Annotated in this window: 19 protein-coding genes; 13 read left to right on the top strand and 6 right to left on the bottom strand. The window is 34.6% G+C overall.

Going from position 1 to position 24,761, the window contains the following annotated elements; all coding sequences use genetic code 11:
- Positions 1 to 547 precede the first annotated feature (547 nt).
- Complete coding sequence (locus EAH81_RS00780; RefSeq protein WP_140502548.1) at positions 548 to 1,570, top strand: LLM class flavin-dependent oxidoreductase; 1,023 nt, start codon at positions 548 to 550, stop codon at positions 1,568 to 1,570.
- Between the two features lie 283 nt (positions 1,571 to 1,853).
- Here the strand turns inward: EAH81_RS00780 and EAH81_RS00775 are convergent, their stop codons facing one another.
- Complete coding sequence (locus EAH81_RS00775; protein WP_241676480.1) at positions 1,854 to 4,265, bottom strand: TonB-dependent receptor; 2,412 nt, start codon at positions 4,263 to 4,265, stop codon at positions 1,854 to 1,856.
- Between the two features lie 216 nt (positions 4,266 to 4,481).
- On the opposite strand from EAH81_RS00775, the gene EAH81_RS00770 reads away from it, so the two are divergent.
- A complete protein-coding gene (locus tag EAH81_RS00770; RefSeq protein WP_140502541.1) occupies positions 4,482 to 5,762 on the top strand; it encodes an acetyl-CoA C-acetyltransferase in 1,281 nt (426 codons plus the stop codon).
- A 755-nt stretch (positions 5,763 to 6,517) separates the two neighbouring features.
- On the opposite strand, the gene EAH81_RS00765 is transcribed toward EAH81_RS00770, so the two are convergent.
- Positions 6,518 to 7,129, bottom strand: coding sequence for an FMN-dependent NADH-azoreductase (locus EAH81_RS00765; RefSeq protein WP_140502537.1), 612 nt, complete (start codon positions 7,127 to 7,129; stop codon positions 6,518 to 6,520).
- Positions 7,130 to 7,349: 220 nt separating this feature from the next.
- Here EAH81_RS00765 and EAH81_RS00760 point away from each other — a divergent pair, with 220 nt between their 5' ends.
- The 4 genes from EAH81_RS00760 (at position 7,350) to EAH81_RS00745 (ending at position 11,815) form a co-directional block, all read left to right on the top strand.
- Complete coding sequence (locus EAH81_RS00760; protein ID WP_140502534.1) at positions 7,350 to 7,724, top strand: winged helix-turn-helix transcriptional regulator; 375 nt, start codon at positions 7,350 to 7,352, stop codon at positions 7,722 to 7,724.
- Between the two features lie 96 nt (positions 7,725 to 7,820).
- Positions 7,821 to 8,921, top strand: coding sequence for a hypothetical protein (locus EAH81_RS00755; RefSeq protein ID WP_140502531.1), 1,101 nt, complete (start codon positions 7,821 to 7,823; stop codon positions 8,919 to 8,921).
- Positions 8,922 to 9,062: 141 nt separating this feature from the next.
- A complete protein-coding gene (locus EAH81_RS00750) occupies positions 9,063 to 10,973 on the top strand; it encodes a fumarate reductase/succinate dehydrogenase flavoprotein subunit (RefSeq protein ID WP_140502528.1) in 1,911 nt (636 codons plus the stop codon).
- 95 nt (positions 10,974 to 11,068) lie between these two features.
- Positions 11,069 to 11,815 carry a succinate dehydrogenase/fumarate reductase iron-sulfur subunit gene (locus tag EAH81_RS00745; RefSeq protein WP_140502525.1) on the top strand — a complete coding sequence of 249 codons (747 nt, stop codon included), beginning with the start codon at positions 11,069 to 11,071 and terminating at the stop codon, positions 11,813 to 11,815.
- Between the two features lie 337 nt (positions 11,816 to 12,152).
- Here the strand turns inward: EAH81_RS00745 and EAH81_RS00740 are convergent, their stop codons facing one another.
- Entirely contained in the window at positions 12,153 to 12,902 is a 750-nt protein-coding gene (locus EAH81_RS00740) for a 4-hydroxy-tetrahydrodipicolinate reductase (protein ID WP_140502521.1), read from the bottom strand.
- Between the two features lie 572 nt (positions 12,903 to 13,474).
- Here EAH81_RS00740 and EAH81_RS00735 point away from each other — a divergent pair.
- The 4 genes from EAH81_RS00735 (at position 13,475) to EAH81_RS00720 (ending at position 15,726) form a co-directional block, all read left to right on the top strand.
- Positions 13,475 to 13,909: a DUF1810 domain-containing protein gene (locus tag EAH81_RS00735; RefSeq protein ID WP_140502516.1), complete on the top strand. Its 435-nt coding sequence runs from the start codon at positions 13,475 to 13,477 to the stop codon at positions 13,907 to 13,909.
- 281 nt (positions 13,910 to 14,190) lie between these two features.
- Positions 14,191 to 14,517: an ArsR/SmtB family transcription factor gene (locus EAH81_RS00730; RefSeq protein WP_140502512.1), complete on the top strand. Its 327-nt coding sequence runs from the start codon at positions 14,191 to 14,193 to the stop codon at positions 14,515 to 14,517.
- A 56-nt stretch (positions 14,518 to 14,573) separates the two neighbouring features.
- Positions 14,574 to 15,047 carry a DUF6428 family protein gene (locus EAH81_RS00725; protein ID WP_140502509.1) on the top strand — a complete coding sequence of 158 codons (474 nt, stop codon included), beginning with the start codon at positions 14,574 to 14,576 and terminating at the stop codon, positions 15,045 to 15,047.
- A 268-nt stretch (positions 15,048 to 15,315) separates the two neighbouring features.
- Positions 15,316 to 15,726: an arsenate reductase ArsC gene (locus EAH81_RS00720; RefSeq protein ID WP_140502507.1), complete on the top strand. Its 411-nt coding sequence runs from the start codon at positions 15,316 to 15,318 to the stop codon at positions 15,724 to 15,726.
- Between the two features lie 86 nt (positions 15,727 to 15,812).
- Here the strand turns inward: EAH81_RS00720 and EAH81_RS00715 are convergent, their stop codons facing one another.
- Positions 15,813 to 17,255 carry a serine hydrolase domain-containing protein gene (locus tag EAH81_RS00715; RefSeq protein WP_140502504.1) on the bottom strand — a complete coding sequence of 481 codons (1,443 nt, stop codon included), beginning with the start codon at positions 17,253 to 17,255 and terminating at the stop codon, positions 15,813 to 15,815.
- A 269-nt stretch (positions 17,256 to 17,524) separates the two neighbouring features.
- Between EAH81_RS00715 and EAH81_RS00710 the strand changes: the two genes are divergently transcribed.
- The 3 genes from EAH81_RS00710 to EAH81_RS00700 all read left to right on the top strand — a co-directional run bounded on the left by EAH81_RS00710 (position 17,525) and on the right by EAH81_RS00700 (position 21,220).
- Positions 17,525 to 18,982 carry a sulfatase gene (locus EAH81_RS00710; RefSeq protein WP_140502502.1) on the top strand — a complete coding sequence of 486 codons (1,458 nt, stop codon included), beginning with the start codon at positions 17,525 to 17,527 and terminating at the stop codon, positions 18,980 to 18,982.
- A 1,104-nt stretch (positions 18,983 to 20,086) separates the two neighbouring features.
- On the top strand, positions 20,087 to 20,737 hold the full coding sequence (locus tag EAH81_RS00705; RefSeq protein ID WP_140502499.1) for a VOC family protein: 651 nt from the start codon (positions 20,087 to 20,089) through the stop codon (positions 20,735 to 20,737).
- Positions 20,738 to 20,818: 81 nt separating this feature from the next.
- A complete protein-coding gene (locus EAH81_RS00700; protein WP_140502497.1) occupies positions 20,819 to 21,220 on the top strand; it encodes a tautomerase family protein in 402 nt (133 codons plus the stop codon).
- Between the two features lie 223 nt (positions 21,221 to 21,443).
- Here the strand turns inward: EAH81_RS00700 and EAH81_RS00695 are convergent, their stop codons facing one another.
- Both EAH81_RS00695 and EAH81_RS00690 read right to left on the bottom strand, forming a co-directional pair.
- Positions 21,444 to 22,520: a BamA/TamA family outer membrane protein gene (locus EAH81_RS00695; protein WP_140502492.1), complete on the bottom strand. Its 1,077-nt coding sequence runs from the start codon at positions 22,518 to 22,520 to the stop codon at positions 21,444 to 21,446.
- Positions 22,521 to 22,674: 154 nt separating this feature from the next.
- Positions 22,675 to 24,669, bottom strand: a complete 1,995-nt coding sequence (locus tag EAH81_RS00690; RefSeq protein ID WP_140502487.1) for a heavy metal translocating P-type ATPase — start codon at positions 24,667 to 24,669, stop codon at positions 22,675 to 22,677.
- Between the last annotated feature and the right edge of the window lie 92 nt (positions 24,670 to 24,761).

Here is a 24,761-nt window from a genome sequence, read left to right as displayed (position 1 = left end):
TTTTGAAAAAGCTTAGAGCCTATTGCCTATAACTTTAATGTCATTAAGTTAAGATATTTTAGATTTTGTTCCATCGGAACAACTCATTGGTAGAAAAAAAATGCATTGAGAGAAACATCGTCCCATTGGGACGTTTGAGAAATTGTATATGTAATCCGTACATGTTTTTACCAATTATTATTTATAAAATCAAACGTTCCTACGGAACGTGAAAAAACGCCATATTTATTGGGCTACCAATGAAATGTTCCGATGGAACAAAAACAAATTGTTCCATTGGATTTTTCCCTAATTTAATGACATTGAGCTTTAGCTTTAGGTGTTTAATACGCACAATAAGAAGGCTTTAGTTAAATCGTACATTTTTAGCTAAAGCCATTCAGATTAATTTTATATAAACTCCAGCTAAAGCTGGAGGCTATTCAAAAATACACTTTGAGATAAAAAATATAATCAAAAAACTTAACTTAATGACATTGGGTTAAAGCTGGAGGCTAGTCAAAAAACTCAACTTAATGAAAGTGTTCTAATGCTAAAATATAAAAAAATGGAAATAGGAATAGACAGTTTTGCTTCGGCAATGTACGGAGACAATAACACTTTGAGCAGTGTTGATGCAATGGAACAATTACTGCAAAGAATTGAACTGGCAGATCAGGCGGGACTTGACGTTTTTGGAATTGGAGAACATCATAAAAAAGAGTTTTTAGATTCGGCTACAGTTGTCATTTTAAGTGCTGCTGCTGCAAAAACAAGTCGCATTCGTTTATCCAGTGCTGTTTCGGTTTTAAGTGCTGCAGATCCTGTGCGTGTTTACCAAAGCTTCGCAACGCTTGATTTAATTTCGAAAGGAAGGGCCGAAATCGTCGTTGGCCGTGGATCTTCTATTGAAGCTTATCCCCTTTTCGGATATAATTTGAATGATTATGATGCGCTTTTTAAAGAGAAATTAGAGCTATTTCTACAAATTAGAGATAATGAGTTTGTAACGTGGTCGGGGAAATTTCGCCCTGCGTTGAATAATCTTCCAGTTTATCCCAGAACATTACAAGAAAAATTACCGGTTTGGCTTGGTGTTGGCGGAACTCCGGAATCTTTCGTAAGAGCAGGAAGTCTTGGTTTGCCTTTAATGGTTGCTATTATTGGAGGACAAACACATCGTTTTCGTCCTTTAATCGATTTGTATCGTGAAGCCGGAAAAGCCGCTGGATACCAACCCGAAGAACTTAAAGTAGGAATACATTCACCTGGTTTTGTTGGAACTACAACCGAAAAAGCAATTGAAGAATATTATCCCGGTTATGCTGAACTCTGGACAAAATTAGGACTCGAGCGCGGTTGGCCACCTGTTACAAAAGCCAAATTTGACGGACTTATCGATGATCTTGGTGTTCTAATTGTGGGAGGTTCGGAACGTGTTGCTGAGAAAATTTTAAAACACAGCGAAGCACTTGGCGGAATCTCAAGATTTACATTCCAGATGGATAATGCAGGTCTTACGCATACGCAATTAATGAATGCTATTGAACTTATAGGTTCAAAAGTGATTCCGTTGATACGTAACGGATAAACTGGGCGAATTTGCCCACGGATTGTACGGATTAAACGAATTAACACAGATTTTTTTGTTTAAAATTATCGTCTTATCCCAATCCGAAAAGTGAAAATAAAAAACCAGCGAAAACCAGTTTAAATCCGTGTCATCCGTGGGCAAAAAAATATCTACATTTTTCTAATACAAAAAAAGGATCTGCGAAAACTTGTTTAATCTGCACAATCCGCGAGCCAAAACCATAAAAAAAAGCATCCGCAGAAACGGATGCTTTTCATTTGTTATTCTAAAGAGATTGTTCTTAGAATTTATACGTTACACCAACCCTAAAATTTCTTGGTGCTTCGGTTTGCCAATAGTAAGCATTAAGCCATTCGTAATAAGATCCGCTGTAAAGGTATTTATCAAGGATATTAAATACGTTTGCCGTAATTTTTATTTTTCCCGTTTCATAAGATAAACCTCCGTCAAGTTTGAAATAGTTAGGTAATTTCTCTGCTCCTGCGCTCCAGGTATCCGTTTGACGGCCTGCAAGAAAAGTACCTCCAATAGAAGCGCCCAATCCTTTCAGTTTACCGCTTTGAAGGCTATAATTTAACCATGCATTTGCAGTATGTTTTGCATATCCGGGAACAACTGAACCAACACTTATAGTCGAAATAGCCGAACTCGTTACAACAGATTCTGTAAAAGCATAATTAGCAATAAGATTAAGACCGTCTAACAATTTTCCTCTCACGTCAAATTCAACACCCTGAGCTCTTTTTTCTCCTAAAACAATTTTATAAATATCGTTTGGTCCATTAGTTGGATCAGCCGTAAGTTCGTTTTCTTTTACAATACGATAAATTGATGCAGAAGTATTCCAAGCCCCGTCAAACCAATCTTTTTTGATACCAAATTCGATGTTATTCCCGGTTAGCGGTTTTACTTTGTCTCCATTTTTAATTATACCCGATTGCGGTAAAAAAGCCTGATCATACAATCCGTAAACTGCCAGATCATCCGTTACAGAGAAACTAACACCAACACGTGGCGTGATATGACTGTCTGCCTGAGTTTCTCCCCAGCTTGTCTGACTAATCCAGGTATATCTTCCGGCAAGAGTCAATCTCAATTTGTTTTCGAAAAAACCAAGTTCGTCCTGAACATATCCGGCTGCGTATGAAGAATTCATTTTACCACCTGCTCTTACTGATAACGGTGTTGTATGATCAAAAGCAGGCAAACCATTTGATGGAGTTCCATAATTTGGATTATAAACATTGAACGGATTATCTACGGTATCAAGATCATGCGATTGTCCCCAATCTGCCATATAATCTTTATTTCCCAAATCTACTCCACCTAATACTTTGTGAGTTATTGATCCTGTAGTGAATTTTCCGTTAAGAAAAATTTGACCCAAATACATATTACTTTCTGCGTCCCAAATACCAACGTTTCTAATGATTTCTCCTTTTTCAAGATTACCCTCAGGAACTCCGTTAAAATCTCTGTCAACCGGACCTGGACCTACAACTCCTGGCCAGGAACTATATCCTTGTTGAATGTATTTAAAATAAGAAGTTTGCGCCGTCAATTTCCAATTGTCATCAAACTTATGTTCAAACATAAGATATCCGCTATGATCCTGAATATTAGTATCCGGCAATCCCGGTTGTGTCATTGTAAATCCAACAGGCAATGTCGCATAACCTTCTGATTTAGGTCCAAAAACATAATAAGAACCAACTTCTGTCATGTTTGCATACTGAAAATTATATTCAGCTGTAATTTTTGTTTTGTCATCAATTTGGTACGAAATTACCGGAGCAATTACATAACGATTATTGTGTTCAAATGCACGATGCGAACCTTTATTTTGAGCAGCTCCGTTGAATCTGTATAATAATTTTCCTTTTTTATCTAATTTTCCGTCAAGATCGATACTTACTCTGTAAAAATCATAGCTTCCGCCTAATACAGATACTTCCCCTTTTGTAATTCCGGTTGGTTTTTTAGTAACCACATTATAAAGTCCGCTTGGATCACCGCTCGAAAGCATAAATCCTGCAGGTCCTTTTACAAATTCAATATGATCTACAAAGCTCATATCTTCTGTAAGAGGTCCCCAGAAAGAAGAAACCACATTAAAACCATTACGAAAAGCCTGAATTTGAGAACCACGCATTGTAATATTCGTGTACAAATCTCCCCAGTGCTCTAAACGTACCGCTCCACTCACGTTTCTGATCACTCCATCACTCATACTTGTAATTTGTTGGTCTTTTAAAGTCTGACCACTCACAATCTGAATGTTTTGCGGAATTTCAAGTACCGGAGTCTGCAAACGTAATGATAACGAAGGTTTATCTTGTTTGTATTTGTTTTTTGTAATCACTACTTCGTCAAGATCTTCCTGACTTTCAGAAAGTGTGAAGTTTTTAATCGTCGTTTGTTTTGCCGTAACAACAATCTGATCTTCAACTTTATGAATTCCTACTGCTCTAATAATAACTGTATAGGTAGCCGGTTTAACATTTTTAATCTCGTATTGTCCATGTTCATTGGTAACAGCTACGTATTTTGTTCCTTTAAGAACAACAGAAATATTTTCGGCAGGTGCATTTCCGTTTAGGGAAATTTTTCCGGTTACTTTTCCAAGTTCTTGACTCATCATTGATAGTGAGCTTAGCAACACCAGACAAAGTAAAACTTTTTTTAGGGTCATTATATTCATTTTAATTGGTTTTGATTTTCGTGGCAAAAGTAATTGCTAAATCTTTCTAAAACAAGATTATTTTTAATTATTCTAAATAAAAATAAATTGTAATATTATTCGGAAATAAAAAACAATATGAATACAAAAGCTCAAATTATAAATAAGTCTACTTATCTTTAAGCTGGAAAATTTAAAAAAGTCTTTCAAAAAACAAACCTCATAATTATGAATAATACCCAAACAATTAGAAAAGTAGCTATTGTAGGTTACAATCGAATTCCATTTGCAAGAGCTAATACCGCTTACGCGAATGTTGGAAACACAGAAATGATGACAGCTGCACTAAACGGGCTCATCAGCAAATACAAACTAGAAGGCAAATTGTTGGGTGAAGTTGCCGGCGGTGCTGTTATTAAACATACTTATGATAATAATTTGATCAGGGAATGTGTTATGAAAACTTCTCTTGATCCCGCAACTCCTGCCTGTGATTTGCAACAAGCCTGTGATACCGGAATAGAAAGTGCCATTTATATCGCCAACAAAATTGCGTTGGGCCAAATAGATTCAGGAATTGCCGGCGGCGTTGACTCTATTAGCGATATGCCAATTGCGGTAAGCGAAAAACTTAGAAAGATTTTATTGAATGCCAGACAGGCAAAATCATTAGGAGAAAAAATCAAGCTGTTTTTGAAACTACGTCCAAAAGACCTATCACCATTGGTTCCTAAAAACGAAGAATCCCAAACCGGACTTTCGATGGGCGGTCATACTGAAATTACAGCCAAACATTATCAAATTTCCCGTGAAGATCAGGATAACTTCGCGCTCAAAAGTCATTTGAATATGGCAAAAGCCTATGATGAAGGCTTTTTTGACGATATGATTACTCCGTTTAACGGACTTGAAAAAGACAATAATCTCAGAAGAGACAGCACTTTGGAAAAACTGGCAAAACTAAAACCTGCTTTCGATAAAGTAAACGGAACTCTCACGGCAGGAAACTCAACTCCGCTTACTGATGGTGCATCTTGTGTACTTTTAGCCACCGAAGAATGGGCAAAAGAACAAGGACTTCCAATTTTAGCTTATATAACATTTGGCGAAATTGCAGCAATCGAATATGTCAAAAACCAACAAAACCTTTTATTAGCACCGTTATTTGCAGTAAGCAGAATGCTCGAGAAAGCGGGTTTGACCTTACAGGATTTTGATTATTATGAGATTCACGAAGCTTTTGCCGCACAGGTTTTAGCTACTCTGAAAATTTGGGAAAGCCCTGAACTAAGTACTCAAATAGGACTTAAAAAACCTCTTGGCGCTATTGACAGAGAAAAACTAAATGTGAAAGGAAGCAGTCTTGCCGCAGCTCATCCTTTTGCCGCAACAGGCGGAAGAATTATTGGCGTTATGGCAAAATTACTGAACGAAAAAGGTTCCGGAAAAGGATTAATCTCCATTTGTGCCGCCGGAGGACAAGGTGTTACGATGATTATAGAGAAGTAATTATAGTATTCGATATTCAAACCAGTTTACTAAACACAACGATCTTTGTCAAAGTTTTCAACCAAGACTGTAAAGAACTTTGACAAGAGTTAATTTTTAAAATTGATTTATCCATTTTTATCATTCTGATTTCTATGATATAAAACTCGTTTTTGCTGTGCTATATTAAATGGGTTAAGGACGAAGAAGCAATATCCGTAATAAACCGGAAACACGACGGTGTAGTCCCTACAGGACAAATATTGATGGGTATCTTTATGTTCTACCAATAGATAATCTCTCCGAGATATTTTTTAAATTAAATATTTTGTAAAAAGTTTCAATGAATTAATCTGTCCCGAAGTTTCGGGATTAGGCATTGCCACAAAATAAATTATTCCATAGGAATTTTTAAAGCAGTTCCAAAGGAATAAAACATATTGTAGGGATGGATTTCAATCCATCTTCACAAAGTTTAAACACAATCTTCATTTCGACCGAAAGGAGACCCGACCGATAGTAAATCAAACGCGGGAAGACACACTGTTGGCGAGCTACTTTATGTGATTTACTTCGTCTGTTCGCTATCGCTCGGGTCTCCCTCCGGTCGAAATGACAATGATTGTGGGTATTTTGTGTGAAAAGATTTCGATTTTCAAATCCTCATCATATTCTACGTCAAACCCGACAGGTTTTATCCCGTCCCGAAGTTTCGGGATCGGGAATGTCGGGTTTACTACATACGACAATGTCCAACTATCGTAATTTCATTTTAATTAAAAAGCATATTCTTCAACAGCAGCCAAAGCATTTGGTAAAGCACTTTCGGCAAAATCAGGAATTGAAGTTCCTTCTACGCGAAAAGTCGTAACATCTGTAATTCCCAAAAAGCCTAAAACTACACGTAAATAAGGTTCTGCAAAATCATAACTTTTGTACGGACCATCAGAAAACACAGCTCCCGACGCAACAGATAAATATACTTTTTTACCAGTTATCAATCCTTTTGGTCCATTTTCGTCATAACTAAAAGTCTTACCAGCTCTTGCAACCTGATCGATCCATCCTTTTAATAAGGCTGGAATTCCAAAATTATAAATAGGAACACCAATAACGATAATATCAGCTTCTAATAAATCTTGTATAGCCTCATCAGAAAGTTTAATTGATTCTAACTGGGCTGTTGTATGTGCTTCTTCGGGAGTATAAAATGCATTAAGCTGCAATTCGTTCAAATAAGGCAAAGGCGTTTTAGAAAGATCAAAAGTTTGCACTTGGGTTTTAGTATATTCTTTTTCCAGTTTCTCCAGAATAGCATTCGATAATTTGTTACTAAATGAAGCATCGCCTTTGATGCTTGTTACTATATTCAGAATCTTTTTGCTCATTTTTACTATTATTTTGTTTATGATACAAACTTATATACATTTGCTATCTCTTTTATAGTACTATCCTCAAGGATAGCGCTATCCTTGAGGATAGTAATGTCTGAAATGAAAACTAAATAAGAGTTTCACGCAGATTTTAAAGATTTTGGCAGATCTTTAAATCAATTTGCACGAATCAGCTGAAATCTGCAAAATCTGCCTGAAATAAATCATAATGCATATGAAAACAAAGAACGAAATAACAAAAGAGATGCCCTGTGGCGGACCAGAAGAGTGTCTTGCAGCATTATTACCGGTAAGAGATGCTCTCGAAGTTTTGAGCGGCAGATGGAAGTTGCCAATTTTGATTGCTTTATCGAATAGACCAAAACGATTTAAGGAGATTTCTAAAGATATAAACGGAATTACAGATAAAATGCTTTCGAAAGAACTGAAAGATCTGGAGATAAACAAACTGGTCACCAGAACTGTTTATGATACGTTTCCTCCAACTGTCGAATATGCAAGAACAGAGCACAGTCACACTTTATACAATGTCATTGGAGCATTAAACGAATGGGGAACTTTGCACAGAAAAGAAATCATTGGGCATTAAATAATTTTATAAAATACTCCACAAAACTGTAACAAAATCAAAAAATAAGTCTCTATAATAAAAAAGCTATTATAAAACTGATCTAATCTTTTTGTTATGAGAAACTTAAAACTTGTTGCTTTACTTCTACTCTACTTCTCTTCATTTTCGAAAATAAATGCTCAAACGAATCAAAATGACAGTATAAAACTCGATTATACTAAGATTTACGCTCTTGCATTAGACGGAAATCCAAGACAGGCTTTGCCATTATTAGAAATTGATGCCACTAAAAAAATAGCTGTAAAGGACTTAAAATTCAAAACCAATTTTGAAAACCGATTTAAGTTCAAAGAAGACAAAAGTGATTTTCTGGAAACGCGAAAATCAAAAATAGACGGTTTATTAAAAATTTACAGAGATTACTGGCGATTTTCTTTCTTAAATAAAGAAAAGAAAACGGATACGCTTATGATGACAAATGTTTCTAATTTTCTTAAAACTCATTTTCMACCTGCAAAAAATCTAACTCTTAATGAAGACAGTATTAATGTTTATCAGAAAAAATACATCGCTGATTTAGGTTATCATACTACCGGATTTGGAAAAACCGGAGCTTTATATGATTTGTTAGTTTGGAAAACAGAAAAAGATACCGTCTATAAACTCAATTATGACGGAAAGGAAACGGCTGTTAAAGTCTATTTTATGGATGATTTTGTAACCTTGGGCTGGAGCGAATACGCTACTTTGGGACGCTATTATCCTGCGGGATGGGCAACTCAGGAAGCTTTATTTTGTGTAAAAAAAGCTTATGATTTAAAATCAGAAACCTTTAGAGTGAGTTATATTGGTCATGAAGGCAGGCATTTTGCAGATTATAAATTGTTTCCGAAATTAAAAGGTGTTGGTTCTGCAGATCTGGAATACAGGGGAAAACTCACTGAAATTGCACTTTATTCTAAAAACGGACTTTACAAAAGATTGGATTTTTTCATCAATAATGGCAATTACAATAGCGAAAACGGACATTCGATCGCAGCTTATTGTGTAATCAGGGATTTATCAAAAGAGCTATTTAATACTGATTACGAAAGAAACTTAGACAAATGGAAAGCGATTCCGGCCATTAAGATAAATGAAGCCGCTTCTAAAATTCTTGAAGAAAATACAAAAGCATTAGAGAAAATTCCGAATGTAGAAAAGTTTATCAAGTAATAATTCTTCTCATCGACCCTTGAAATTAGTAAAAAATAGTTTTTTCTTTACAAAAAACCGTTTTTTTATAGTAAATTAGATCTCCTTACAGCTAAGTTTCTTTTTAAAACTTGTGTATGAATTCATTTTAATAAAACAAAAATGATAGATTCAAAAATACCCGAAGGTCCACTTACTGATAAATGGAATAATTATAAAGCTAAAGCTAAGCTTGTAAATCCTGCTAATAGAAAAAAACTAAACATTATAGTTGTCGGCACTGGTCTTGCGGGTGCTTCATGTGCTGCATCTTTAGCAGAACAAGGGTACAATATCAAATCATTTTGTTTTCAGGATTCTCCCAGAAGAGCACATTCAGTTGCCGCTCAAGGCGGAGTTAATGCTGCAAAAAACTATAAAAACGACGGAGACAGCACTTTCAGAATGTTTTACGACACAATAAAAGGTGGTGATTTTAGATCGCGTGAAGCTAATGTTTACCGTCTGGCGGAATGTTCTGCGCATTTAATCGATCATGCTGTTGCACAAGGCGTTCCTTTTGCAAGAGAATATGCCGGATATCTTAACAATCGTTCCTTTGGAGGTGTTCAGGTTTCGAGAACATTCTACGCCCGCGGGCAAACAGGACAACAACTATTGCTTGGTGCTTATCAGGCTTTATTACGTCAGGTTTCACTAGGAAAAGTAGTGATGCATACCCGACATGAAATGCTGGAATTGGTCGTTATCGACGGAAAAGCAAAAGGTATTATTGCCCGAAATCTTGAAACGGGAGAACTCGAGCGTCACGTTGCTGATGCTGTAGTATTGGCTTCCGGAGGTTACGGAAAAGTCTATTATTTGTCGACATTGGCAATGGGCTGTAATAGTTCGGCGATTTGGCGTGCACACAAAAAAGGTGCATATATGGCGGGCGTAAGCTGGATTCAGTTTCACCCTACTTCACTTCCGCAACACGGAGAAAACCAATCCAAGCTGACTTTAATGTCGGAATCTTTGCGTAATGACGGACGAATCTGGGTTCCGAAAACCGCTAAAGACGACCGAAATCCAAATGTAATTCCGGAAGAAGAGCGCGATTATTATTTAGAGCGTAAATATCCTTCTTTTGGAAATCTTGCGCCAAGAGACATTTCGTCAAGGGCCGCAAAAGAAAGAATCGATGCCGGACATGGCGTTGGGCCAATGAAAAATGCTATTTATCTCGACTTTTCGGATGCTATAAAAGCTCAGGGAAAAGATAAAATCGAAGCCAAATACAGTAATCTGTTTGCGATGTACGAGAAGATTACCGGAATCAATGCTTATAAAGAACCAATGTTAATTTCACCTTCAGCACATTTTACGATGGGCGGACTTTGGGTAGATTATGAATTAATGACTACAATTCCTGGATTATTTGCTTTAGGAGAAGCTAATTTTGCAGATCATGGCGCCAATAGATTAGGGGCAAATTCATTGCTTCAGGCGTGTGTAGATGGCTATTTTATTGCACCGTACACTATTCCGAATTATCTCGCAGGCGAATTAAATACTCCAAAACCAGATGTCAATCATCCTGCTTTTGATGAAGCCGAAACAGCTGTAAGAGCACAATTAGATACATTTTTAAATAGTAAAGGAACACTTTCAACAGATTATTTCCATAAAAAAATTGGAAGATTGCTTTATGAAAAATGCGGACTTTCGAGAAGTAAAGAAAAACTGGAAGAAGCCTTAAATGAAATTAAATTACTTAAAGATTCTTTCGAAAAAGATTTACTCATTACCGGAGACGATATGGTAAACAGCGAACTCGAAAAAGCCGGACGAATTGCTGATTATATTGAATTGGCCGAATTAATGTGTCACGATGCCTTACAGCGAGACGAATCCTGCGGGGCACACTTTCGGGAAGAATATCAAACAGCAGATGGCGAAGCGGTTCGAAATGATAAAGATTTCTGTTATGTTTCGGCATGGGAATGGAAAGGAAAACAGCAATTACCGGAATTGCATAAAGAACCTCTTGTCTTCGAATCTGTTGAACTTGCTGTTAGAAGTTACAAATAATTGTTAATTGTAAATTATTAATTAACAATCCATAAAACCTAATTTTAAAACATACAAACAATTCATAATTAACAATTTATAATTAATAATTAGGTATGAAACTATATCTTAAAATATGGCGACAACTCAATAGTTCTTCTAAAGGACAAATGACCGATTATGAAATAGATGAAGTTTCTGAACATATGTCTTTTCTTGAAATGCTTGATCTTTTGAACGAATCTTTAATTCAGAAAAAAGAACGCGTTATAGAATTTGATCATGATTGCAGGGAAGGAATTTGTGGGCAATGTGGCGTTATGATTAATGGAAGAGCGCACGGACCTTTAAAAAACACTACAACTTGCCAGCTTCATATGAGAAGTTTTAAAGATGGAGATACTATTTATATTGAACCTTTTCGTGCAAAAGCTTTTCCTATTCTAAGAGATTTAAAAATTAACAGATCAGCTTTTGATTCTATTATTGAAGCAGGTGGTTTTATTGGTGCTTCAACAGGTCAGGCGCCGGAAGCAAATAGTATTCCAATATCGTATGAAACTGCCGAAGCTTCCTTTGATGCTGCGGCTTGTATAGGATGCGGAGCCTGTGTAGCAACTTGTAAAAATGCAAGTGCTGCCTTATTTGTGGGCGCAAAAATCACGCATTTGGCTTTGCTTCCGCAAGGAAAAATAGAAGCTTCAAAAAGAGTTTTAACGATGGTAAGTCAAATGGATGCCGAAGGTTTTGGAAACTGCTCTGACACCAGAGCCTGTGAAATCGAGTGTCCGCAAGGTATTTCGATTCTTTCTATTGCAAAGATGAATGCAGAATATACCAAAGCTCTGATTTTTAGAAAATAATAAAAATAACACATTACATATTTATTTTTAACACATAGAAGCATTGATATTGTACACTCAAAAAATGGCATTTCAATTAATAAAAAAATAAGCATAATGCTCTTTATAAGAGAAATGCAGTTCTTTTTTTGAAGCCTTTTTGCCCCATACTCGCTCTGTTTCTATGTGTTAAATAAATATGGTTTTAAAATATTAGCGTCGAGAATTTCTCGCAATCCCGATAGCAATCGGGAACAAACAATCTAAATTTCAAATCCAAAAAACAAAAACTTTACGCCTTCGCGTCTTCGCGAGATTAAATATTAATTTTTTGCGCCTTAGTGCCTTCGTGGCAAAATTACACGGTAAAATAAGGCGTCAAAATATCTTCAAAATTATACAATCCTTTTTGTTTGTTTTCTAAGTTTTCGGCAACAAAAACAACTCCGTTTCCAAATGCTTCTCTCGAGATAGATTCGTGAATTAATCGAACCGTTTGATACGGAAATCCAAATATAACCTCATGTTTTCCGACGATTCCTCCTGCCCTAACGGAGTTTATATTGTTTTTATCAATATCTAAAGCTTCTGCAATTTTAACCGCTGTTCCTGAAGTTCCCTGTTTCTTTTTAAAATGTTCTTCATTAACTTCAATATCAACCCAAGGAGCTATTTTCTTTAGAAATTTAGCTGCAAAAAGTAAATAATTCACTCCAAGTGTAATATTAGGCGACCAAAACACAGTCGTTTTATTCGCCAACTTCTTTAATAATTGCAGTTCTTTTTCTTTATAATGAGAAATTGCCGAGATAATTTTAACCTTTCGCTCAGCTGCAATTTCTCCATAAGTATAAATGCCTTCATTCGAAGAAAAATCAATGATAACATCAACCGGATGTTTGTTCAGCAGTTCTTCAATCGAAGTTTTTGAGCTGGAGTAAATTAATCCCGGTTCGTCTGACTGAACTCCAAAAAATTCCGGAACCGATCTGTGTTCTAAAACAGTGCTTTGTCTTAAAACCCATTCCAGGCAAAATTTATTGTTTTCCAGTAGTATCGATGCTACTGATTTTCCAGTTTTCCCGAATCCGATTAGTCCTATTTTCATAATTTATTTTTTTTATTGAGCACTAAGCTCGTTAACAGAAATGACATTTTTTTAAAGTTCATGTCAAATCAAAAATTTAATTATTATCTAAGCCGATAATTATCCTCTATTCGTAAAAATAAAAATATTATAACAAGGATACCATGGATTATTGCAATTTGTAACAAAAACGAACTTCCTTAACAGGAATATTAATKTGAAAGTTTTTGTTTCACGCAGATTTTAAAAAGATCTAAGCCTATTTATTTTTATTATGGAGGTTCATGGAATTCGTGGCGAAATACCTTAGAATGATTTTCGGAAATATACTTTTAAACGCAGATTTTCCAAATTTAATTTTAAAATTTATTATATAAATCTTTGCGCATATCCCTACTTAAATCTTTTTAAAATCTGCGTGAAACAAAATTTTGCGACTTTGCCTAATAAAAAAATTTCCGATTAATACTACAGATCGTATTCGCTTAATATATTTAAAAAAAATAGATGTAAAAAAAGGAATGTGAATGTACAACTTAACATATTTTCAGTAGTTTTACGACCTGATTGCCCCCAAATAAAATCAGCAAATAATGGCCTACAACAATAAAGAATTACTACGTTTTTTAGACGCACAGAATAAGTTATACCTAGCGGCACTTTCTGAAATTAAAAAAGGAAAAAAAGAATCTCCGTGGATGTGGTTTATTTTTCCTCAGATAAAAGGACTTGGTTCGTGCGATACTTCAAAATTCTACGAAATTAAAAATGCCGACGAAGCAATTGCTTTTTTGGAACATCCAATTCTTGGAAAACATCTCCTTGAAATTACAGCCGAATTAATCAAAACAGATGAAAAAACAGCCGTAGATATATTTGGAAATCCTGATGACGAAAAACTGCAATCCTGCATGACTCTATTTGCCAGTATTCAAAATTCTGAACCTATATTTGAAGAAGTACTGGACAAATATTTTGATGGTTCTTCTGATTTTCATACGCTGCAATTGCTGTATAGTAATTTCTAAAAAAGGAATATAAGCAACTTTTCGTCTCACTATTTTTTAAATAATGTTTCATTATGATGTATTTATAATTTAAAAATCAAAAATCGCAACAGAGTTGCATTAGGCAAAAACTCAGAAAGTCCACTAAATACACGGCTTTAATCCTGCTGTTTGCAATACTATTTCAGTCGGGTATTCTTGCCGCCCTATTTCATTCATTTGAAATAGACTTTAAAATTCCGTTAAATATCTTTTTGTTTTAAAATTATTATCGTAATATTGCAATATTAAAATTAAACCTAATGGGAGCGACTAAAACTGAACATTTTACCGATAAGCAAAATCAAATAGCAATTATTGCAAAAGCATTAGGACATCCTGCGAGAATTGCTATTATTGAATATCTTTTAAAAGTGAACGAATGTATTTGTGGTGATATTGTAAACGAATTACCGCTGGCACAACCCACCGTTTCTCAACATCTAAAAGAGTTGAAAAATGCAGGACTTATAAAGGGAAATATTGAAGGAAATGCGATTTGTTATTGTATTAATGAAGAAACTTTTGATATTCTAAAAGGTTATTTCTCCAATATCATCTCTGTTACTAAAACTCAAAAATGTTGCTAAGCATTTTTTTAATCAACTATATCGTAATATTGCATTAAACCTATAAAACAAAAAAAATGAAACTATCAGACATCAAAAGCATACTTCCAACTCTTGAAAACGTAGAATTTCAGTTGGAAAACGGAACTTTTGTTCCCGAACATTTCCACGTTACAGAAGTTGGGATAAGTACTAAGGATTTTATCGATTGCGGCGGCGTAATTCGTCACGAAAAAGTGGTAAACTTTCAGCTTTGGAACGCAGATGATTTCGAACATCGCTTGAAACCAGCCAAACTTTTACATATTATCAGTCTATCTGAAGAAAAATTAAAAATTGAAAATTTAGATATCGAAGTCGAATATCAAAGCGACACGATTGGTAGATATGATTTAGAATTCAACGGAAAAAACTTTGTTCTCAAAGCTAAAACTACGGCTTGTTTAGCACAAGATGCCTGTGGCATTCCATCAGAAAAACAGAAAATAAATTTCACACAATTACATACAGATTCAGGAAACTCTTGCTCACCAGATTCGGGTTGTTGTTAATTATATTGGAGAATCAAGAATTGAAATGTGCCATTATAAATAAAATGTCGATGGCAGAGAAATATTCTAACCAATTTCGATGGTAGCAGAAAATGTTCCATTCGGTATAAATTACAACCTTTCAAATCTTGATTCTTCATGTTCCACCTGTTAATTAAATACAAAAAACCAATTGTCATTACCACATCTGTTATTGTACTACAGCTAATTTATGGTTTCGACCCAAAATTTTGCATCATCAATATAATATGGTTATTCGTTTAAAATTATGAAAAAGAAAATTCTGGTACTTTGCACCGGTAATAGTTGCAGAAGTCAAATTGCCGAAGGGTATTTAAGACATTTTTTTAATGCCAAAGCCCAAATTTATAGCGCCGGAATCGAGATTCACGGTGTAAACCCGAGAGCGATTGCAACGATGAAAGAAGATGGAATTGATATTTCCAGTCATACCTCAAATCATATCGACGAATATCAAAACATCGATTTTGACCTTGTAATTACTGTTTGCGACAATGCAAAAGAACGCTGTCCATTTTTTCCATCCAAGACTGAAAAATTGCATCAAAACTTTCCTGATCCGGCTAAAGCTATGGGAACTGAGGAGCAAATTCTGGAAGAATTTAGACGTGTCAGACAAATGATAAAAGAATATTGCAGTTCCTTACCAATTGCTTAATTGCTGTTAAACCAATTATCTTAGCCTATTCCATTTATTTGAAATAGGCTTTTATTCGAAAGTTCTATTTAAGTCCTAGTTTCGCTCTATTTTGAAAGTTCCTTCAACTCTATTATTTTCTTATTGATTTTCTCTTTGTATCCAGCATCAGTATTTAATTCCATTGCTTTTGTATAGCTCAACAAAGCATTTTTTAGATCCTTATTTACTTCATAAGCTTCTCCCAAACTATCATAAACATTACTTGATTTCGGGAATTCTTTGGCATTTAAACTAAAGACAGAAACTGCTTCGGGGACTTTTTTATACTGATACAAAAGTATATATCCAATTCTATTGAGGTGTTCCTCAAAATTAACATTTGAATACTTTGGATCTTTTTTTAATGTTGTAAAAGTGTTTTTTAAACCTGAAACGTTTTCCTGTGCGGTTTTCATTAGAGCTTCATAAGCAGCAAAACCATAATCTATAATATCATTGTCAACAAGATACGCAATATGATTTACTATATCTTCGATATTAGCATCACTGCCAATACCATTTGCAAGGAATATAATACTCAGATTATCTTTCGGGAAATTTCTATAAGCGGCTCTTCTTCCTCCGGAAAATCCATACGATGCATGCCCGTTTATAATGCGTTCATCCCAGCCGAAAGTAAATTTATGATCTGTTTTTGAGAATTGAAACAACTCCCACATTTTATTTTTAGACTTCTCACTAATCAGTTTATTGCGGTTTAATTTACTATCCCATTTTACAAATTCATCCATTGTAATATTAATTCCATTGCAGCTACTCAAGTAACTTCCATTATTCGAAAGTCCGATTTGTATTTTACCAGAAAAATTATCGTACGGCGTAACTCTATTCAAAAAGATATCTCTTGAGTCTGTCGAGAAAAAAACATCGTTAGCAGCAGTTTTATCTCCAAACTGATTTTCAATTATAAATGTTTCAATATTTTGCTTGCTTACAGTTTCGATAATTTTCTGAAGCAGCCAAAAATTAGTTTGATTGTATTCGTACTTCTCGCCTTTCCCAAATTGAATCGCATCTGCAAATACTTTTTCTCTGGCTTCATTTTCGGGTAATTGTTCATAATTCACAATATCCGGAAGTCCGGAAGAATGCGTAACCAAATGTTTTATTTGTACTGAATTCCATGTTGCGGGTAAATCCGGAAGGTATTTCGAAATAGGATCTTCTAGTCCCAATTTGTTTTGTTCAATTAATTGAAAAACTCCCGTAACAATAATCGTTTTTGTTAAAGAATAAATTCTAAAAATAGATTTATCAGATACTGGAACATCGTATTCAATATTTGCTTTTCCGTAGTTATTTCTGTGGATTATTTTATCATTTTTAATAACTGCGACAGAAATTCCGGGCATATTATATTTACCAACAACCTCAGCTAAATACTGATCAATTTGTGCACTTGGTTCCATTACTGTCTTTGTCTGTTCTTGTGCCGTTAAAATTGAAAAGGACAATATTGTAGTGAACGAAATAAATAGTTTTAGCATAATATATTTGTTTTCAGGTAAGGACTCTTCTTTTTTATTTTTGTGACAGTTAATTTATATATTTATTGAAATCATTTTAATAATGCAATAAAACAGGGTAATTTGTCTCCACAATGATATAAATATAACAGAATTTATGTGTTGAAAAAATTATCCGGAAAACTTTCTTTACCGTCTTTTATAAAAAAATTAAACTCATCTTTTGAATATATTTGTAGTTGACTAAAATAAAAGCCACGCTACTAAGTACTATCCAAAAACTACAAATTATGAAAAGATGTTTCGTCTTGCTCATTTTATTCTTTTTTACAATTATTTCAGGTCTAAAAGCTCAAAATAAAACAAATTCAAAACCTAATATTGTCATTATCAACATGGATGATATGGGTTACGGAGATACAGAACCATACGGAATGACAGGCGTTGCGACTCCGCATTTTAATCAGATTGCGCAGGAAGGAATGCGTTTTACCAATTTTAATGCCGGACAAGCCATTTGCACTGCATCAAGAGCCGCTTTATTAACAGGCTGTTATCCAAACCGTATCGGAATGTCGGGTGTATTGCTGCCTGGCGCCAAACACGCTTTGAATCCAAACGAAGAAACAATTGCTTCACTTTTGAAAAAAGCAGGATATAAAACCGCTAATTATGGCAAATGGCATTTGGGGAATGTATTGCCTTATTGGCCCACAAATTATGGATTTGATGAGTTTTTTGGTATTCCGTATTCCCATGATGTGTGGCCAATTGATTATGATGGCTACTCAAAGGTAACAGATGCTAAAGATCTGCGTTCCAGCTTCCCTCCGCTTCCTTTAATCAGCAATACCACTATTATTGATACGATTGAAAACATTAAAGAGGCTTCGAATTTAACGACAATGTTTACTGAGAAAGCAATTGGTTTTATAAAAAAGAACAAAAAAGCGCCTTTTTTTCTCTATCTGACTCATCCTTTGCCTCACGCGCCATTGGCTGTTTCAGACAAGTTTAAAGGTAAAAGTGATTTAGGACTTTTTGGCGATGTAATCATGGAACTCGATTGGTCTATTGGCGAAATATTAAAAACTCTGGATAATGAAGGGTTAACTAAAAATACGGTAATCATTATAACGAGCGATAACGGTCCGTGGTTAGTGTTTGGAGATAATGCAGGTTCTTCGGGCGGATTTAGGGAGGGAAAATCTACGAGTTGGGAAGGCGGTACAAGAGTTCCGTTCCTGATTCGCTGGCCGGAAAAGATAAAAGCAGGAACAGTAAACAGTTCTCTTATGACCAATATGGATTTATTACCAACTATTGCAGCAATCACAGGAGCTTCTTTACCAAAAAACCAAATTGACGGTCTAAACTTTTTACCGCTTCTTACCGGAAAAACTACAACGGGACCAAGAGATACTTTTTATTATTATTTTGGCGTTGGAAGTAATAATCTTGAAGCTATTAGATATAAACATTGGAAATTGGTTTTTCCGCATAAATCAACTACTTACAATCAAAAATTGCAAGGCAAAGATGGATTACGTGGCGAAGGCGCAACAATGCAGGTTCCGCTGGCGCTTTATGATTTATCGCATGATCCGGGAGAAGTTCGTGACGTTCAGTTACTTTATCCTGAAATTGTACAGCAAATTCAAAAAATTGCCGAAACTGCCCGAGAAGATTTAGGTGATGATTTGAACAATAAAACAGGAAAGAATCTTAGAAAACCGGCTACTTATTAAGAATCAAAAGTCAATTCGTCTGAATTGGATTTTTTGTTTATTTTGATTATTAGAAAATAAATTAATTTAAATWATTTAAGATACATATTTCTTTATTTTTTGTTCCATCGGAACATCTCATCGGTAGTTAAATAAATACGGTGTTTTTTTACGTTCCATAGGAACGTTTGATTTTATAAATAATATTGGTAAAAACAGATACAGATTACATATTCAATTAGAAAAATCCGTTTTTATCAGCGTTTTCGCTTTAGCGAATCAGTAAAATCAGCGTCTAATTTTGACGCGGATAAAACAGATTTACTTCGTAAAAACGCGGATAAAAACGGATTTGATCTGCAATACTTTTATTTTTTTAAGCTTAACTTAATGACATTGCCCAATGGGACGATGTTTCTCACGATTGATTTCTTTTTTTACCAGCGAGGTGTTCCGAATGGAACACAATCTAAATTAAGAATCAATAGTCAATTCGTCTGAATTGGCTTTTTTGTTTATTTTGATTATTAGAAAATAAATTAATTCCATTATTTAAGATACATATTTCTTTATTTTTTGTTCCATCGGAACATCTCATCGGTAGTTAAATAAATACGGTGTTTTTTTACGTTCCATAGGAACGTTTGATTTTATAAATAATATTGGTAAAAACAGATACAGATTACATATACAATTAGAAAAATCCGTTTTTATCAGCGTTTTCGCTTTAGCGAATCAGTAAAATCAGCGTCTAATTTTGACGCGGATAAAACAGATTTACTTCGTAAAAACGCGGATAAAAACGGATTTGATCTGCAATAATTTTATTTTTTAAAGCTTAACTTAATGACAATGCCCAATGGGACGATGTTTCTCACAATGCATTTCTTTTTTTTACCAGCGAGGTGTTCCGATGGAACACAATCTAAAATATCTTAATTTAATGACATTGCCCAAAGCATCGGGACTATGTGTAAAAACTAATTGCATTCAATTCGTTTTTTCATAGTAATTCCTTATGCTTTCATTGAAGTATAAAATCGTCAATCAATCATAATATTACAAGCATTTTTTAAATTTGTTTGAAACGAAAAGAAGTCTTTGCTTCTTTTAAATAATACGATCATGAAGTTAGAACATATTCAAATTCAAACCAACAATATTCCCGAAACGACTGCATTTTATAAGGACATTCTGGAACTGCCAATTATAGACAAAACTTCACAATCCGTCACCATTAAAGCGGGTAATTCGATTTTAAAGTTTATCGAAAATCCTGATTTCAATTCTATCTATCATTTTGCTTTTAATATTCCTGAGAACAAACTTGAGGAAGCTATTGAATGGTGCAAAAACAAAACTGATTTATTAATTATTGAAGATCAACGTATCATTGCCAATTTTGAAACATGGAATGCCAATGCAGTTTATTTTTATGATAACAATGGTAATTTATTAGAGTTTATTGCCAGACATGATCTCGATAATTTGCAATTAAAAGGATTCAGTTCCAAATCAATATTAAACATTAGCGAAATTGGTGTTGTTGATGAAAATCCACTGGAATTAGGAGAGCAATTGATAGAAGATTATGATCTTGCTTTTTTTACTAAAAACTTTAATAGCGATAATTTTGCAGCTATTGGAGACGATGAAGGTTTACTGATTATTGTAAAACCCTATCGAAATTGGTATCCAACGCAAACGCCTTCTAAAAGTAATAAAACTGAAATTCGATTGGAAAATAACGGAACTAAAATTGAATTAAATTTTTAGTATAAATTCTAATTTCCAAAAACTGAATATTTCTTATTTTTATAGAAAAATCTTTTTACATTAAATAAAAACTCCAAAAAAATGCCATTTGTCCGAATCAGCCTCCCGAAAAAACTTTCATTAGAAACTAAAAACAATATTTCAGAATCTATTCATTATGCTTTAATAGCAGAATTTAATATTCCAAAGGATGATTATTTTCATGTCATTGAAGAATTAGAACCGCATCAAATAAAATATCCTGAAAATTATCTTGGAGTGTCCCATTCTGAAGAAATCGTTTATGTCCAGATTATTGCGGGACAAGGGAGAACTTTGGAACAAAAGAAAAAATTATACAATCAAATTGCAACCAAAATTTCGACAGCAACGTCAATATTAATCAATAATGTTATCATTGTTTTATTAGAAAATAATGGTCTTGAAAATTGGTCTTTTGGTAATGGCGAAATTCAGGAATCGACACATTTAAAAAAATTATAACTCGTTTTTCTGAAATAATTTTAAAAAAATCGGGTACAATTAATTTAAACACATAGAAACATAGCATTTGAACTATAAAAAAGACGTTTCACTTATTCTAATTCACATAGTACGCTATGTGAAAGAAATGTGTTTCTTTTTTGTATCCTTTTTTGAACCTAAAATCTATGTTTCTATGTGTTAAATTACATTTTTAAGATACGATTAAAGGAAAATTAATTTCTTAAAAAGCTTCTCCAATTCTAAAATAAATTCCCCAGTCGCCTTTTCCCACGGCTCCATCAAGTCCAACATTAAATTTTTCGTTTTTGAATGCTCTATACCGATAACCTACACCTGCTCCAGGATATAATTTCCAGTTAAAACTATCCGTATCAGATCCGTAAATTGTTGCAACGCCGGCAAAACCAACAACTCCCATTCTTTTGGCAAAATTATATCGGTATTCGCCTTGCACATCTATAAGTCCGTCGCCACGGTATTTGTCTTCAGAATAGCCTCTGATGTCCTCACTTCCTATAGTTACTTGTTGTTCAAAAGCAATATTTCCTAATCCAAATTTACCTGCAAAACGAGCTGCCAATACATCTTTACCGTTTCGCATTGGGAAATATTTATTGTATTCTGAGAGAATCTTGTTGGCGCTCACATCATTCCCAAACCATGTGGGATAAGCGAGCCATCGCAATCTTATTTTATCCCCTTTAGTCGGGTAATAAACGGCATCCCGGGTATCATAAAGCGTAATTAACTGTAAACCATTTGTATGTGTAATAGATGATGGCTGTATATTATCCTGATAATTCGTGTCATAATGGGAGTATGAATAGCCTAAACCACCGTATAAACCTTTTATAATTCTGCGTTGTACGCTAAAGTTTACTATTGTCATTTTAGTTCCGTAATCGTAAAAATCAGACACATTAAGATCATCTACATAAAACTGGGCATTTTTATTACCTGTCATTAAAAAAGCCTGAATTCGCCATTTGTCCTCATCAAAATACCATTTGTTGAACGAGCATACAAAATAAGATTTGTTGGTGGTATAAATTGCCGAAATACCGGATAATGACTTCGGAGAAATAGTATCAGCTTTATTCAGCCTGTACATCATCATTGGAATTGCTCCAAACATAAAATCCAGCGTTCTGTTGTAACTTAGATAAGGCATTACATTAAAATCAATGTTCTTCGTTTTTGGTTTTGCTGTTTGGGTGCTGTCAACAGGTTTTGTCTGTGTCCACGCCAATGAATAACATAAAGAAAATAGTATAGAGAGGATGAATGCTTTCTTCATAATTTGGATTTTATGTATAAAACAAAACTACTACTTCACTCAAAAAATACGCTTTAATTTGACAGTTCTTGCGTTCCATCTTATAAAATGAAACCAGCTTTATCCTTTAATACTGTAGTAAAAACAAGAATCGCCGCAAAATTGCGGCGATTCTTTAAAATTTCATTTTCTGGATTCTAACGGCATTTAATATTGCCAAAAGCGCCACACCAACATCGGCAAAAACGGCTTCCCACATGGTTGCGAGTCCGCCTGCACCCAGAATTAATACAAAGGCTTTGACTATAAATGCCAACGTAATATTTTGCCACACAATCTTTTTGGTTTGTTTACCAATGTTTATCGCCATCGGGATTTTACTTGGTTTATCATCCTGAATTACCACATCGGCAGTTTCGATTGTGGCATCACTTCCTAAACCGCCCATCGCAATCCCAACCGTACTTAAAGCGATTACAGGAGCATCATTTACACCATCGCCAACAAAAGCTACGGTTTCATTTTTGGCTTTAATGTCGTTTACTTTATTGACTTTATCTTCTGGTAATAAATCTCCAAAAGCGTTTGAAATTCCAAGTTTATTGGCAACAAATTGTACAACATTAGTTTTGTCCCCGCTTAACATTGTTACTTTTACACCTAATGCTTTTAGTCTATTTACCGCTTCCTGTGCATCTGCTTTAATTTCGTCAGCGATAGTCAGATATCCTGCGAATTTTTTATCGTAAGCAATAGCAATTGTCGTGTAAACTACCGAATTTGGATCAATATCATAATTAATCTTGAATTTATCCATCAATTTAAAATTCCCAACATGCAATTCTTTTCCGTTAATTTCGGCTTTTAATCCATGTCCTGAAATTTCTTCGACATTTTTCAATTCAATCGAAGGATCAATTTTACCCACATGATTATGGATCGCTGTCGCAACGGGATGTGTACTCTGACTTTCGAGCACATTTACCAGTTTTAAAATTTCTTCTTTATTAAATTCATCAGCAATAATAACTTCCTGCACTTTAAAAACGCCTTCAGTCATTGTTCCGGTTTTGTCCATAACAACATTCTGAATCGTTGAGATACTGTCCAAAAAGTTACTTCCTTTAAACAGAATACCGTTTTTACTGGCAGCACCAATTCCGCCAAAATATCCCAACGGAATACTTATAACCAAAGCACAAGGACATGAAATTACCAGAAAAACTAAAGCTCTATACAACCAGTCCCTAAAAACATAATTGTCGACAAAAAGCATTGGTAATATGCAAATGGCAATTGCCAGATACACCACAATTGGCGTATAAATTTTGGCGAATTTTCTAATAAACAATTCCGCAGGAGCTTTTTTAGTCGTGGCATTTTGTACCATTTCCAGGATTTTAGAAAGCTTACTGTCGTTATATGCGGTCGTTACTTTTACTAATGCAATGGTGTTTCCGTTAATCATTCCCGCAAGAACAGTTTCGCCTTTTACCTTAGTGTCAGGTTTACTTTCTCCAGTAAGTGCTGCGGTATTAAATGAAGCGGTATCTGATAACAATTCGCCATCTAAACCTAGTTTTTCTCCCGCTTTAAGCTGAATAATCGACCCTATGGTAACATCTGCCGCTTTGACTTTTGTAGCAACATTATCTTCTAAAACATTTACTTCATCAGGACGTTGATCTAATAAGCTTTTGATATTTGACTTTGCACGGCTTACTGCCAATCCCTGAAAGTTTTCTCCAATGGTATAAAACAGCATTACAGCAACTCCCTCAGGATATTGCCCTATTGCAAAAGCACCAATTGTAGCGATACACATCAGGAAAAATTCCGAAAAAACATCACCTTTTATAATGCTTTCATAAGCTTCTTTGAGAACCGGAAGTCCAACCGGCAAATAAGCAATAACATACCAAGCAATTCTAACATAACCGGAAAACCAGTTTTGCGGAAAATAATTGTCGAAACCAATCCCAATAAGTAACAAAACAAAGGAAATTATGGCTGGCAAAAACATTTTAAACAAACTGCCTTCTGCATTATGGTCGTGATCATGATCGTGTCCGTCGTCTTCTTTGTGATCGTGGTCTTCATGTGCAGAACAACATCCGGATTGGTTCACTTTCTTTTTAATTACTTTTTCTTTTATATATTGATGTTCCATAGGAAATTCTCAGATTGAAATTTTATTTAAATATGTTCTAAATTTAAGGATTTTGTCGCAATTGTTCTATTCAAAATTATTTAATCTCGCAA

This window comes from Flavobacterium pectinovorum, from assembly GCF_006438875.1.
GTDB lineage: Bacteria > Bacteroidota > Bacteroidia > Flavobacteriales > Flavobacteriaceae > Flavobacterium > Flavobacterium pectinovorum_A.
Note: the sequence above shows the minus strand (reverse complement) of the source record. Positions and strands in the feature narration are given on the sequence as shown.

Bases quoted from the DNA above. Each gene is read 5' to 3' on its own strand.
- EAH81_RS00780 (WP_140502548.1), top strand. From the start codon at position 548: ATGGAAATAGGAATAGACAGTTTTGCTTCGGCAATGTACGGAGACAAT.
- EAH81_RS00775 (WP_241676480.1), bottom strand. From the start codon at position 4,265: ATGACCCTAAAAAAAGTTTTACTTTGTCTGGTGTTGCTAAGCTCACTA.
- EAH81_RS00770 (WP_140502541.1), top strand. From the start codon at position 4,482: ATGAATAATACCCAAACAATTAGAAAAGTAGCTATTGTAGGTTACAAT.
- EAH81_RS00765 (WP_140502537.1), bottom strand. From the start codon at position 7,129: ATGAGCAAAAAGATTCTGAATATAGTAACAAGCATCAAAGGCGATGCT.
- EAH81_RS00760 (WP_140502534.1), top strand. From the start codon at position 7,350: ATGAAAACAAAGAACGAAATAACAAAAGAGATGCCCTGTGGCGGACCA.
- EAH81_RS00750 (WP_140502528.1), top strand. From the start codon at position 9,063: ATGATAGATTCAAAAATACCCGAAGGTCCACTTACTGATAAATGGAAT.
- EAH81_RS00745 (WP_140502525.1), top strand. From the start codon at position 11,069: ATGAAACTATATCTTAAAATATGGCGACAACTCAATAGTTCTTCTAAA.
- EAH81_RS00740 (WP_140502521.1), bottom strand. From the start codon at position 12,902: ATGAAAATAGGACTAATCGGATTCGGGAAAACTGGAAAATCAGTAGCA.
- EAH81_RS00735 (WP_140502516.1), top strand. From the start codon at position 13,475: ATGGCCTACAACAATAAAGAATTACTACGTTTTTTAGACGCACAGAAT.
- EAH81_RS00730 (WP_140502512.1), top strand. From the start codon at position 14,191: ATGGGAGCGACTAAAACTGAACATTTTACCGATAAGCAAAATCAAATA.
- EAH81_RS00725 (WP_140502509.1), top strand. From the start codon at position 14,574: ATGAAACTATCAGACATCAAAAGCATACTTCCAACTCTTGAAAACGTA.
- EAH81_RS00720 (WP_140502507.1), top strand. From the start codon at position 15,316: ATGAAAAAGAAAATTCTGGTACTTTGCACCGGTAATAGTTGCAGAAGT.
- EAH81_RS00715 (WP_140502504.1), bottom strand. From the start codon at position 17,255: ATGCTAAAACTATTTATTTCGTTCACTACAATATTGTCCTTTTCAATT.
- EAH81_RS00710 (WP_140502502.1), top strand. From the start codon at position 17,525: ATGAAAAGATGTTTCGTCTTGCTCATTTTATTCTTTTTTACAATTATT.
- EAH81_RS00705 (WP_140502499.1), top strand. From the start codon at position 20,087: ATGAAGTTAGAACATATTCAAATTCAAACCAACAATATTCCCGAAACG.
- EAH81_RS00700 (WP_140502497.1), top strand. From the start codon at position 20,819: ATGCCATTTGTCCGAATCAGCCTCCCGAAAAAACTTTCATTAGAAACT.
- EAH81_RS00695 (WP_140502492.1), bottom strand. From the start codon at position 22,520: ATGAAGAAAGCATTCATCCTCTCTATACTATTTTCTTTATGTTATTCA.
- EAH81_RS00690 (WP_140502487.1), bottom strand. From the start codon at position 24,669: ATGGAACATCAATATATAAAAGAAAAAGTAATTAAAAAGAAAGTGAAC.